General features: G+C 66.2%; 12 protein-coding genes. 8 read left to right on the forward strand and 4 right to left on the reverse strand.

Annotated features, from left to right (window positions below; genetic code table 11):
- Positions 1-165 precede the first annotated feature (165 nt).
- The 3 genes from S58_RS34245 (at position 166) to S58_RS34255 (ending at position 1,969) form a co-directional block, all read left to right on the forward strand.
- Positions 166-891, forward strand: a complete 726-nt coding sequence (locus S58_RS34245) for a hypothetical protein (protein ID WP_015670024.1) — start codon at positions 166-168, stop codon at positions 889-891.
- A 185-nt stretch (positions 892-1,076) separates the two neighbouring features.
- On the forward strand, positions 1,077-1,667 hold the full coding sequence (locus tag S58_RS34250; protein WP_015670025.1) for a YidB family protein: 591 nt from the start codon (positions 1,077-1,079) through the stop codon (positions 1,665-1,667).
- A gap of 35 nt (positions 1,668-1,702) precedes the next feature.
- On the forward strand, positions 1,703-1,969 hold the full coding sequence (locus tag S58_RS34255) for a GlsB/YeaQ/YmgE family stress response membrane protein (RefSeq protein ID WP_015670026.1): 267 nt from the start codon (positions 1,703-1,705) through the stop codon (positions 1,967-1,969).
- A 287-nt stretch (positions 1,970-2,256) separates the two neighbouring features.
- Here the strand turns inward: S58_RS34255 and S58_RS34260 are convergent, their stop codons facing one another.
- A complete protein-coding gene (locus S58_RS34260; RefSeq protein ID WP_015670027.1) occupies positions 2,257-3,039 on the reverse strand; it encodes an SDR family NAD(P)-dependent oxidoreductase in 783 nt (260 codons plus the stop codon).
- Between the two features lie 229 nt (positions 3,040-3,268).
- On the opposite strand from S58_RS34260, the gene S58_RS34265 reads away from it, so the two are divergent.
- The 3 genes from S58_RS34265 to S58_RS34275 all read left to right on the forward strand — a co-directional run bounded on the left by S58_RS34265 (position 3,269) and on the right by S58_RS34275 (position 6,478).
- Positions 3,269-4,333, forward strand: a complete 1,065-nt coding sequence (locus S58_RS34265; RefSeq protein ID WP_015670028.1) for an acyl-CoA dehydrogenase family protein — start codon at positions 3,269-3,271, stop codon at positions 4,331-4,333.
- 21 nt (positions 4,334-4,354) lie between these two features.
- The gene (locus tag S58_RS34270; protein ID WP_015670029.1) at positions 4,355-5,512 is read left to right on the forward strand and encodes an acyl-CoA dehydrogenase family protein; all 1,158 of its coding nucleotides are present in this window, start codon (positions 4,355-4,357) and stop codon (positions 5,510-5,512) included.
- Positions 5,513-5,671: 159 nt separating this feature from the next.
- Positions 5,672-6,478, forward strand: coding sequence for an enoyl-CoA hydratase/isomerase family protein (locus S58_RS34275; RefSeq protein ID WP_042340420.1), 807 nt, complete (start codon positions 5,672-5,674; stop codon positions 6,476-6,478).
- A gap of 235 nt (positions 6,479-6,713) precedes the next feature.
- Here the strand turns inward: S58_RS34275 and S58_RS34280 are convergent, their stop codons facing one another.
- The 3 genes from S58_RS34280 to S58_RS34290 all read right to left on the reverse strand — a co-directional run bounded on the left by S58_RS34280 (position 6,714) and on the right by S58_RS34290 (position 9,705).
- On the reverse strand, positions 6,714-7,475 hold the full coding sequence (locus tag S58_RS34280; RefSeq protein ID WP_015670031.1) for a VOC family protein: 762 nt from the start codon (positions 7,473-7,475) through the stop codon (positions 6,714-6,716).
- Between the two features lie 141 nt (positions 7,476-7,616).
- On the reverse strand, positions 7,617-8,411 hold the full coding sequence (locus S58_RS34285; RefSeq protein WP_015670032.1) for an enoyl-CoA hydratase: 795 nt from the start codon (positions 8,409-8,411) through the stop codon (positions 7,617-7,619).
- Between the two features lie 109 nt (positions 8,412-8,520).
- Positions 8,521-9,705 carry an ABC transporter substrate-binding protein gene (locus tag S58_RS34290; protein ID WP_042340421.1) on the reverse strand — a complete coding sequence of 395 codons (1,185 nt, stop codon included), beginning with the start codon at positions 9,703-9,705 and terminating at the stop codon, positions 8,521-8,523.
- A 196-nt stretch (positions 9,706-9,901) separates the two neighbouring features.
- Here S58_RS34290 and S58_RS34295 point away from each other — a divergent pair, with 196 nt between their 5' ends.
- Both S58_RS34295 and S58_RS34300 read left to right on the forward strand, forming a co-directional pair.
- Positions 9,902-10,693 (forward strand): thermonuclease family protein, encoded by a 792-nt coding sequence (locus S58_RS34295; protein ID WP_015670034.1) that lies wholly within the window; start codon positions 9,902-9,904, stop codon positions 10,691-10,693.
- Positions 10,694-10,741: 48 nt separating this feature from the next.
- Positions 10,742-12,208 carry a M48 family metalloprotease gene (locus S58_RS34300; protein ID WP_042340422.1) on the forward strand — a complete coding sequence of 489 codons (1,467 nt, stop codon included), beginning with the start codon at positions 10,742-10,744 and terminating at the stop codon, positions 12,206-12,208.
- Positions 12,209-12,380: the final 172 nt, after the last annotated feature.

The following is a 12,380-nucleotide window of genomic DNA, read 5'->3' on the forward strand; positions in this document are numbered from 1 at the left end:
CAATTCGCGCACATCCCGGCCGCCAATGCTGACACGACTGTGGCAACAGGATCACGGAACGGCGGCGGGCACCGAAGAAAGTCGCAAATTGCGCAGCATAGGAGTCACACCCCGCCGCAAAATGGCGACAATCTCCCGTCATCTGAGGCGAGGAGACGCTGAGGATTGCCGTTCGTGTACCCACCCCGCCTGCCAGTACTGGTCTTTGCAGCAATCACCTGCCTGCCCGCCATTCAACCTCAACGCGCGCATGCAGATTGGTGGAGCCGCTCCCCGACGGATTTCGAGGAATGCGCCGACGCGGCTGAAAAGTCGGCGACCAAGGAAGAGAAGACTGCGGCGCTGGCGCAATGCAACGCCAAGTTTGCCGGCAGGCGGAAGCCGGGCGGCGGTTACGTCTACTACGACTTCATGCAGGACCGCAGCTTCGACATCGCCGGCCCCAATCCGACGCCAGAAGAGCAGAAATTCATCGACCTGCAATACACGCAGTATCTCGAGCGGCAGCGTCACGCCAATATGAGCTCGGCGATGATGCCGCGATCGCAGCCGCAGGGCCTGCAGCCGACCTCGCTCAGGGACATGACCGCACGTGCAGCGATCGAGCCGCCGAAGCCGGCCATGCCGGCACCGCCGCCGCGGCCGAACAAGCCGCCGGCAGCGCCTCAGGCCGGGATGACGGCGCCGCCCGGCGCCACTGCCGAGACCCGCGCCCGGATCAAGGCGGCACAATGCGCCAAGGACGGCGGACGGCGCGATTCGTTCTCGTGCAACTTCCCGGTCCTGTCGGAAAAGCTCGACGAGCTGAAGCGGATGTTCACCAGCCCGAACCAGACCGCAGCCGCGCCGGCCGCAGCGAAGCCGCCCAAGCGCGCCGACGCCAAGAACTGATCGGGCACTGATCAGGCACTGCCCCCGCGCGCGGGCGAAGCGCGATCCCTCTGGTTCAACGAGCCGCGCGCAGCGACGAGCGCTCGCTTTGGCTCCGCGTCACGATGCCCGCCCGCTTGTCTTGCCCGCTTGTCTTGCGCCGTGCGAGTCCATAGCTTTACGCGCGCGGGGCGCAGGAGGCGGTCATGGGTCTACTCGATATCCTCAACGGCATGCAGAACGGTCCGCACGGGCCCAGTCATCCGACCACGCAGAAGAACGGCGGCATGTCGCCGATGACGATGGCAATCCTGGCTTTGCTGGCGTGGAAGGCGGTGAAGCACTTCGCGCCGAGTGGTCAGCCGAATGCGGCGCCTGCTCCCACACCGGTTCCGCCGCCCCAACCGACCAATCCGCAGGGCGGCGCCCTCGGTGGTGGCGGCCTTGGTGGCGGTCTTGGCAACATCATCGCCGGCGGCCTCGGCGGACTGCTCGCCGGCGGCGCGGCCGGCAGCGTGCTGTCCGGCGGACTGGGTGATCTGTTGCGCCAGTTCCAGGAGAGCGGCCACAGCGACACGGCGAATTCCTGGGTCGGCAAGGGTCAGAACCAGCCGATCTCGCCCGGCGATCTCGCCAATGCGCTCGGCGCCGACCAGATCGACCAGCTCTCTGCACAGAGCGGCCTGCCGCGCGACGAGCTGCTCAACGGGCTCAGCCAATATTTGCCGAAGGTGATCGATCAGCTGACGCCGGATGGCCGGCTGCCGACCGACCATGAGCTGGCCGGCCGAATCTGACGGCCCTCGATGCGTTGACGGGAAGGACGGTATTCATGTTGCACATTCTGATCGTCGGGCTGATCGCCGGCTTCCTGGCGCGGCTGATCTCGCCGGGGCCGAACAATCCCTCCGGCTTCATCCTGACCATCGTGCTCGGCGTGGTCGGCGCGTTCCTGGCCACCGCAATCGGGCAGGCCATCGGCCACTACAGCCCGGACGAGGGCGCCGGCTACATCACCGCGACGGTCGGCGCCATCGTCGTGCTGTTCATCTGGAACAGGCTGGTCGCCAGCGGCACGATCCGCGATTTCAACCGATAGCGACCGCCATTCCCTCGATTGCAAGCGAAACGAGACAATCCAGAGTCCTTGCCGGGCCCTGGATTGCTTCGCTGCGCTCGCAATGACGCGGATGGTGAATGCACGCGCAACTCACACCGTCGCCGCAGAGACGCTTTACTGCGCCATCCCAGGACTGTCGCTCCCCCCGGCTAATCATGGGCTTCCACCGCTTTTGCTCCGTCATTGCGAGCGCAGCGAAGCAATCCAGGGCCAACCGAAAGGTCTGATTGCGTCGCCACCTCACGCTGATCGGAGCGATGCCGATCTCACCCCAACAAATGCATGCCGGCATCCATGCGCACGACCTCGCCGGTCATATGGCCCGACGCGGGGCTCGCAAGGAACGCGACCAGTTGCGCGATGTCCTCCGCCGACGACGCCGCACGCAGCGGCACCCGCGCCACCACGGCATCGCGCACCTGCTTGGCGCCGGCCTCGCCGCGGCCCTTGGTGAACCAGGGCGTATCGATATAGCCGGGGCAGACGGTGTTGACGCGGATCGACGGCGCCAGCGCCCGCGATAGCGACAAGGTCATCGTGTTGAGCGCGCCCTTGCTCGCGGCATAGGCGACCGACGAGCCGCCACCACTTATCCCCGCCACCGACGACACGTTGACGACGGCCGAGGCGCGCGCGGTCTGCTTCGCCGCCGCTTCGAGCAGCGGCCGTGCGGCGCGGATCATCTGGAACGGGCCGATGGTGTTGACCGCGAAGATGCGCTGGAAGTCCTCCGCTGACAAACCGTCGAGCTGGTCATGCGGCACATGCTTGGTGGTGCCGGCGTTGTTGACCACCACGTCCAGCCGGCCCCAGGGCGCAGCGGCGGCGACGATCTTGCGGCAATCCTCGTCGCGCGAGACATCGCCCTGCACGACGACGACATCGGCGCCTTCCTTGCGGCAGAGATCCGCGGTGTGCTCGGCCTCCGTCTTGCTGTTGGAATAGTTGACGACGATGCGCATGCCGGCCTTGGCCAGCAGCAACGCGGTCGCAGCTCCGAGACCGGACGCCGACCCCGTCACGATCGCGCAAAGACCCTTCGTCGACATTCCGCTTCTCCCTGTTCTCACCTTTCAGCCTTCTTAGCCAAGTTCGCGCGCGGTGCAAATCGCGCCGATCTCCGCACCACGGAAATCGCCGTCCCCATGCGGCAGACGGACATCGCGTTGCGACGCCCGCGCTTGTCATGACCGGCGCTTGCGCTCATCATGCCGCCCGACAGTCCGCCGGCGCGCTGCATTCGCGATGAGACGGACGCGCATCAGGGCGAGGAACGCTGTGGCGGAAGCTGAGAACATCGTGGTTGCGACCGCGGAGAAGATCTTCGCTGATCTCGCCGACCCGCAGACCATCAATCACGACAAGGACGGACGCTGGAAAGCGCCGCTGTGGCAGGCGCTGAGCGAAGCCGGGCTGCCGCTCGCCTGGGTCGGCGAGGACTTCGGCGGCGCCGGCGCCGATCTGGCCGACGGCTTTGCCATCATCCATTCAGCCGGGCGCTTCGCACTGCCGGTCCCGCTCGCCGAGACGCTGCTCGCGGGCTGGCTGTTGCAGCTGGGCGGGATCGCGTCGCCCGAGGGCGCGATGACGATCGCGCCGGCGAGCCCGAAAGACCGGATCACGCTCAATGCCGACGGCACGCTGTCCGGACGCGCCCGTGGCGTCCCGTTCGCCAGGATGGCGCAGCACGTGGCCGTCGCCGTCGAGAGCGCGAACGGCGTGGCGATCGCGCTGGTCGAATCCAACCGCTTGCGCATCGATGCGGGTCTCAACCTCGCCAACGATCCCAGCGAGAGCATCACGTTCGACAAGGTCGTGCCCTTGGCCTGCAGCCCCGCCCGGGCGGGCTTCGATGCGACGGCCTTGATGCTGATGGGCGGCGTCGCGCGCAGCCTGCAGATCGCCGGCGCGCTGGACCGGCTGCTTGCGATCAGCGTCAACTATGCCGGCGAGCGCGTCGCGTTCGAGAAGCCGATCGGCAAATTCCAGGCGGTGCAGCACAATCTCGCACGGCTCGCCGGCGAGAGCGCTGCTGCAAGCGCCGCTGCGACATCTGCGGCCGACGCGATCGCACGCGCCGACGCCTTCGACGATGCCGTGTTTCTCGAAGCCGTCTCGGCCAAGATCCGTTGCGCCGAAGCCGCCGAGAAAGGGGCTGCGATCGCGCACCAGGTGCACGGCGCGATCGGCTTCACCACCGAGCACATCCTGCATCGCTTCTCGCTGCGCGCGCTGGCCTGGCGCGACGATTTCGGCTCGGAGAGCCATTGGGCGGTCGCGCTCGGCCAACGCGTCGCCGCCCGCGGCGCCGACGAGCTGTGGCCGCTGGTCGCCTCGCGCTGAATCGAATCAAGAGGATTGCCAATGACCGCGCTCCGTTTCGATCCGATCCGCCTGCCAAGCGAATGCGAGGAGCTGCGCAAGGAGGTGCGCGCGTTTCTCGCGGATGAGGTCGCCGCCGGCACCTTCAACCCGTTCCAGCCGCTGCGCGAGGACGCCGACGCACGCGAGTTCTCGAGACGGGTCGGCGCGCGCGGCTGGATCGGCATGACCTGGCCCAAGAAATACGGCGGCCACGAGCGCTCGTTCCTGGAGCGCTATGTCGTCACCGAGGAGATGCGCGTCGCCAATGCGCCAGTCAGGCGCTTCTTCGTCGCCGACCGCCAGAGCGGACCGATCCTGCTGCGCTACGCGCCGGAGCATATCAAGACGGACATCCTGCCGCGCATCTGCCGCGGCGAATTGTGCTTCGCCATCGGCATGAGCGAGCCGAATTCCGGCTCCGACCTGTTCGCGGCCAAGACGCGCGCGACCAAGACGGACGGCGGCTGGCTGATCAACGGCTCCAAGATCTGGACCACGTCGGCGCACATGGCCGACTACATGATCGCGATCTTCCGGACGTCGCCGTCGACCAAGGAGAACCGCCGTCACGGCCTGACGCAGTTCCTGGTGAACATGAAGACGCCGGGCATCAAGGTGAATCCGATCGGGCAGATCACCGGGCAGAAGGAATTCAACGAGGTCGTCTTCACCGACGCCTTCGTGCCGGACGATCATCAGCTCGGCGAGATCGACGGCGCCTGGAAGCAGGCAACGTCCGAGCTCGCCTATGAGCGCTCGGGGCCGGAGCGCTTCCTGGAAACCTACTACGTGCTGACCGAGCTGGTGCGCGCCGTCGGCCCCGATCCCGACACCCGCAGCGCCGAGGGCATCGGCCGGCTGGTCGCACAGCTGCATACGATGCGGCGGATGTCGGTGTCGGTCGCCGGCATGCTGCAGGCCGGCAAGGAGCCGGTGGTCGAGGCCTCGATCGTCAAGGACATCGGCACGGTGTGGGAGCAGCAATTGCCCCACCGCGTGCGCGACCTCGCCGCCTTCGTCGAAGAGGACGCCGGCAATCGCGAGACTTTGGAGAACCAATTGACGTTCGCGATCCGCACCGCGCCCAAGCTGACCATCCAGGGCGGCACCACGGAAGTGCTGCGCGGCATCATCGCGCGCGGGCTGGGGTTGCGGTGATGGCAGAATACATCCTGGCTATCGCGAGCTGACGGCGTCGACAACCAACCCACCGTCATTGCGAGCGAAGTCGATTGCTTCCGCCGTCGCCCTTCGGGCTATGGCGGACAAGTCGCTTCGCTCGCAATGACGCCCGGAGAAGCAGAATTGGAGACCCACATGACTCACTTCCCTGACATCGGCGTCGAGATCCACGGCCATGTCGGCCTGATCGAGATCCGGCGCCCGCCGCTCAACTTCTTCGACATTGCGCTGATCAACCAGATCGCCGATGCGCTCGAAGGTTTCGATCGCGACATCGAGATCCGCGCGTCGGTGCTGGCGGCGCAGGGCAAGGCGTTCTGCGCCGGCGCCAATTTCGGCGATCCGGCGCGGCAGGCGCAGGAAGCCGCAGCAACGAAAGGTGATCCCGCCGACAGCCTCGGCCCGATCAACCATCTCTACATGCAGGCGGTGCGCATCTTCCGCTGCAGGAAGCCGGTCGTCGCCGCCGTTCATGGTGCCGCCATCGGCGGCGGTCTGGGCTTGGCCGTGTCCGCCGACTTCCGCGTCACCTGCCCTGAGGCGCGCTTCTCCGCCAATTTCACCAAGCTCGGCTTCCATCCCGGCTTCGGCCTGACGGTGACGCTGCCGGAGCTGATCGGCAAGAACAACGCCGAGCTGATGTTCTACACCAGCCGCCGCGTCACCGGCGAGGAGGCGCTCAGAATCGGCCTCGCCAATGAATGCGTACCGCAGGACCAGGTGCGCACGGCCGCGATGAAGCTCGCCTCGGAGATCGCCGAGTGCGCGCCGCTCGGCCTGCTGTCGACCCGCGCCACGATGCGCGCCGGCCTTGCCGATCGCGTGATGACCGCGACCGAGCACGAGCTCGCCGAGCAGACGAGACTGCGTGCGACCGAGGATTTCAAGGAAGGCGTCAAGGCCACCGAGGAGCGCCGCTTCGCGAACTTCAAGGGGCGGTGAGCGGTTGGTGCCGTCGCGCAACCTCTTGCGGCAGGCTCGCTGCAAACCTCGCCCCGCTTGCGGGGAGAGGTCGGATTGCATCGAAAGATGCAATTCGGGTGAGGGGGTACAGGTCTCACAACGAACACTCCCCGTGCGTCTGCCCCTCACCCCAACCCTCTCCCCGTGAAGAACGGGGAGAGGGAGCGCAGAGTCGACCGGGGCCACAGCTGGGGTCCAACTCACAAGACGAATCTCACATCGTCAGCACAAACGTCACGCCGCCAATCACGAACCGATCGTCCGACACCGCATAGCCGCGTGCACGCGCAGCGGCGCTGACGGAGGTCGCATCGGTGACGCGGAATGTCAGGCCGCTCATCAGTTCGCGCTCGCCGGGTTCGACACGGATGCCGGCGTTCGGCAGTTTCAACTGCTGAGCCCCATTGCTGCCGGCGGACGGCACCACGTCGAGGATACGCGCCCAATGCGCGGCGAGCGAGGCCGGATCGGGGCTCTGCAGCACGACCTCCGTCAGCGCCGCCGTCACGTCGCTGCGGATCGCGCGCGGCCAATCCGGGCCGGCGGGTGGATACGGACCCAATACATCGTCACTGCCCTCGGTGTGATTGAGCTCGATGAACGCCGCGCGGCAGTCGCGCGGATGCAGTTGCACACCATGATAGGGCGGATGATCGATGACATTTGCGGTGCGCACGTCGAGCGCGTTGGCTCGGGCCGCGCGGCCATCGGGATCGTCGCAGGAAAAGATTGCCATGTAGCCGCCGCTTCCACCGCTCTTGTCCAGGAAGCGTCCGGCCGCCGTGCCCTCGCGGGTCGGGGCAATCACCTCGAGCAGGATCGGCCCGACCGGCAGCAGCGCGTTTTCGAGCCCGTATTTGCCGACATGTGGATCGCGATAGCAGACCTCGAGCCCCATGATCGCGGCGATGTCGGACACGACAGGCTCGAGGCTGCGTGCGACGAGACAGATCTGGCGCAGGTGGAGGTAAGACATGGCGTACTCATCCTGGTCAGAGATTTGGCAATCGAAACCCCGGACTCGCGTCATTGCGAGCGCAGCGACGCAATCCAGAGCGTGACGCGCAGCTCTGGATTGCTTCGTCGCAAGAGCTCCTCGCAATGACGGCGATGGGCCCTACCGTCCCTGAAACACCGGCGCGCGCTTCTCGATGAAGGCTTTCGCCGCCTCCTTGTGATCCTCGGTGTCGCTGCAGCGGGAATGATGCATCGCCTCGGCGTCGAAGCAGGCTTCCAGCGTCATGCTCTCGGCGTTGTTGATGTTGCGCTTGATGTAGCCGAGCGTCACGCTCGGCCCCTGCGCCAGCGACAGCGCCAGCTCGCGGGCGGCGGCCTCGACCTCCGCATCGGCGACCACCTTCGTCAGCATGCCCAGGGCCAGCGCCTCCTGCGCCGTCAGGACCGGCGAGGTCAGATAGAGCTCCCGCGCCTTGGCGCTGCCGAGCAGCTGGGTCAGGAAATAAGTGCCGCCGAAATCACCCGACAGACCCACCTTGGCGAACGCCGTCGTGATCTTGGCCGATGCGCCGGCCACGCGCAGGTCACAGGCGAGCGCGATCGACAGGCCTGCGCCGGCCGCCGCGCCGTCAATCTGCGCTACCACCGGCTTCTGCATCTGGTGCAGCAGCCGCGACACTTCCATGCGTTCGCGCAGGGTCGAGACCTTGGTCTCGAATGACGGCGCGGTCCTGGCTTCGGCCATCGCCTTGACGTCGCCGCCGACACAGAACGTGCCGCCGGCGCCTTTCAGCAAGACGGCACGCACCTCGGGGTCATTGGCCGCGCGATGCGCCGCCTCGACCAGCCCCTTGGTCATGTCGCTGTTGAGCGCGTTGCGCCGCTCCGGACGGTTCATCGTGATCGTGAGCAGGCCGGCGTCGAGGTGCTGTAGCACAGTGGTGTTGGTGGTCATGACAAATCCTCTCTGAGATCGACCCGTCATTGCGAGGAGCGAAGCGACGACGCAATCCAGAGTCTTCGCGCAGCTCTGGATTGCGTCGCTTCGCTCGCAATGACGGCAGCTATTTCTTCACCAGCGGACAACGCGACGCCTCCAGCGGCTGGAACGCCTCGTTGCCGGGTACGGTCGCGAGCAGCTTGTAGTCGTCCGACTTGCCCTTCGACTCCGAGGGCTTCTTGACCTCGAACAAATACATGTCGTGCACCATGCGGCCATCCTCGCGGATGCGGCCGCCCTTCGCGAACATGTCGTCGATGTCAGTCGCCCGCATCAGCTTCATGACGGCGTCCGGATCGGTGGTGCCGGCGGCCTTCACGGCTTTCAGGTAGTGCGTGACCGAGGAGTAGACGCCGGCCTGGGCCGAGGTCGGCACGCGCTTGGTGCGTGCCATGAAGCGCTTGGTGAAGGCGCGGGTGTCGTCGTTGAGATCCCAGTAGAACGCTTCGGCGACGAGCAGCCCCTGCGCGGTTTCCAGTCCGACGCTGTCGATGTCGGAGACGAAGGCGAGCAGCGGCGACAGCTTCTGCCCGCCTTTGGTGAGGCCGAACTCGGCGGCCTGTTTGATCGCGTTGATGGTGTCGCCGCCGGCATTGGCGAGACCGATCACCTTGGCCTTCGAGGCCTGCGCCTGCAGCAGGAAAGACGAGAAATCCGACGTGTTGAGCGGATGACGCACGCTGCCGAGCACCTTGCCGCCCGACTTCACCACGACCGCGCTGGTATCCTTCTCGAGATCCTGGCCGAACGCGTAGTCGGCGGTGAGAAAGAACCAGCTGTCGAGACCGGACTTCACAGCCGCGAGGCCGGTGACGTTGGCCTGCGCGAACGTGTCGAACACGTAGTGCACGGTGTAAGGGCCGCAGGCCTCGTTGGAGAGACGCACCGAGCCGGGGCCGTTGAAGATGATGATCTTGTTGCGCGCCTTGGCGATCTCGCCGGCGGCCAGCGCCGTGGCGGACGCGGCAACGTCCCAGATCATCTCGACACCCTGGTTGTCGAGCATGTCGCGGGCGATGTTGGCGGCGAGATCGGCCTTGTTGAGATGGTCGGCCGCGAGCACCTCGATCTTGCGCCCGAGCACCTCGCCGCCGAAATCCTCCACCGCCATCTTCGCCGCGGTCTCGCTGCCGGGACCGGTGATGTCGGCGTAGAGGCTCGACATGTCGAGGATGCCACCGATCTTCAGCGGCGGCTTGCTCTGCGCATCCGCCACGCCTGCAGACAGCGTCAGCGCCGACGCCAGCATGAACAATGACGCCGCCGCGCCGCGGATGGTTCTGCTCATCGATATCCTCCCTGCCGGGCACGTCGCTACGTGGCGACGGCCTCGTTGATAGTTCGCATCATGGCGCAGGCCCCGTGATGCGGCAAGCGCTCAACAAAGGCGTCGCATGCCGCTTCTTTCCGCTCAATGGAATGGAAATTTCGTGCGATGGTGATGCATGACGCGCGCGCTCCCGACCCGCTGCAGAAACTGGCTTCACGGCCTGACGCTGAGCGCTGCGTGCACGGCCGCCTCGATCAGTCACGCCGCGCCGTGCATGTTCGCGGAGCTCGGCGAAGGGCATGTCAGCGACATCGTCGATGCGCGCAGCGTCCGCCTCAGCGACGGCCGCGAGGTGAGGCTCGCCGGCATCGAGGCGCCGCCGGCGGAGCAGCGGACAGCGGCGATGGATGCGCTCGGCGCGCTGCTGCGCGACCGCGACGTCGTGCTGCGCGGCGAAGACGACACGCCCGACCGCTACGGCCGGCAGCGAGCCTTTGCCTATGTGGGCGGCGCGGAGACCCCGGCGCAGAGCGAGCTGCTGCGGCAGGGCGCCGTCCTCCGGGGTATCGACGTGCCGGACCGGGAATGCGCCGTCAGCCTGGGGGCGGCGGAGGCCGAGGCTCGCATCGCCGGGCGTGGCGTCTGGTCGGCCGGGACCGTCATAAAAAACACGGAAAGTCCAGACGATATTTTGGCTCGCGTAGGGCTATTTACGGTTGTCGAAGGGAAGGTGTTGTCCGTACGACAGACGGGGACAACAACTTATCTGAACTTCGCTCGTAGCTGGACACGGGGCTTCGCGGTGATTATTCCAAAGCGTATGATGGCGGTATTGGAAGGTGCCGGTATCGACGTCAAATCACTTGCGAATCGGCAAGTTCGCGTGCGCGGTTGGGTTGAGGCGCATGCGGGCCCGAGACTGGAACTGACGCAGATCGCGCAGATCGAGATATTGAGCGGAAATTGACCGCGTAGGTACGTGAGTAGCGACGTGAACCTGTCTGTTCGAAGGCGCATGATGACGGTGAGGTGCGGTTCGCTGATCGCACCAGCCTTGCTGTGCCTGGGGCTGGCGCTGTCCGGCTGCAGTGACATGGGCAAGCTGCAGCAGGCGACGGCGCCGATGCCGACGCCGCGGCCGAAGCCGGCGATGGTGCAGACCACGCCGGCAAGCGATCGCGAGCATGAGCGCATCCTTGCAACTTATGGCGGCGCTTATGAGGACCCGCAGCTCGAAGGGCTGATCTCGCGCATCGTCGATCGGCTCGTCGCAGTCTCGGATCGCCCGGACCAGGGCTACAAGGTCACGATCCTGAACTCCGGCGCGGTCAACGCCTTCGCGCTGCCCACCGGCCAGCTTTACGTCACGCGCGGCCTGATCGCGCTCGCGAACGACACTTCGGAATTGTCCTCGGTGCTGAGCCACGAGATGGCGCATGTGCTGGCGCGCCACGCCGCGATCCGCGAGGACCAGGCACGGCAGGCCGCCGTGGTGACCCGCGTCGTGTCCGACATGGGCAATGATCCGGACCTGACCGCGCTGGCGCTGGCCAAGACCAAGCTGACGATGGCGAGCTTCTCCCGCACCCAGGAGTTCGAGGCCGACGGTATCGGCGTCGGCATCTCCGCCAAGGCGAAGTTCGATCCCTACGGCGCGGCGCGGTTTCTGACCTCGATGGAGCGCAATGCGGAGTTGAAGGCGGGGAAAGTCGCAATCGATCCGCGGGCGCAGGACTTCCTGTCGTCGCATCCGGCAACCCCCGAGCGCGTGCAGAACGCAGCCGCGATCGCCAAGCAATACGTCTCGGCGGACGCCAAGGAGCACGATCGCGAGAGCTATCTGGCGGCGGTCGACAACATCGTCTTCGGCGAGGATCCCAGCGAGGGCTTCGTGCGTGGCCGGCGCTTCCTGCATCCGAAGCTCGGCTTCACCTTCCAGGCGCCGGAGAACTTCACGCTCGACAACACTGCGCAGGCCGTGATCGGCGTGCGGGAGGGCGGTGCGCAGGCGATGCGCTTCGACGTGGTGCGCGTCCCGGCCCAGCAGACGCTCGGCGACTACCTCAACTCCGGCTGGATGGAGAACGTCGACAAGTCGGCGACCGAGGAGCTGACGATCAACGGCTTCCCGGCGGCCTCGACCACCGCGAGCGGCGATCCCTGGCAGTTCAAGGTCTACGCACTGCGCGTCGGCAGTGATGTCTATCGCTTCATCTTTGCGTCGCGGCAGAAGACCACCGAGAGCGAGCGCAATGCGCGGGAGACCGTGAACTCGTTCCGCAGGCTCAGCCTCGAAGAGATCCAGTCGGCCCGCCCGCTGCGCATCAAGGTGATCACCGTGCAGCCCGGCGACACCGTCGAATCCCTCGCGCACCGCATGACCGGCGTCGACCGCCCGATCGAGCGCTTCCGCGTCCTCAACGGCCTCGACGCCCGCGCCCAGGTCAAGGTGCGCGATCGTGTGAAGATCGTGGTGGAGTGAGGCGGTTCTCTCGGGCCTCCAGGTGAACGCCGCGTCCTCGACGAGCTCGGCTGACCGAGGACAAGTGAACGCCGCCGAAAGCGCGATGAGATCAGGATGAATCGTCATCGCGCTTTAGGTTGTTGTTTGCGCATGATCTTTTCGGAAAACGGCTGCGCACTTTTCCGGATCA

It is taken from the genome of Bradyrhizobium oligotrophicum S58 (genome assembly GCF_000344805.1).
Classification (GTDB): domain Bacteria; phylum Pseudomonadota; class Alphaproteobacteria; order Rhizobiales; family Xanthobacteraceae; genus Bradyrhizobium; species Bradyrhizobium oligotrophicum.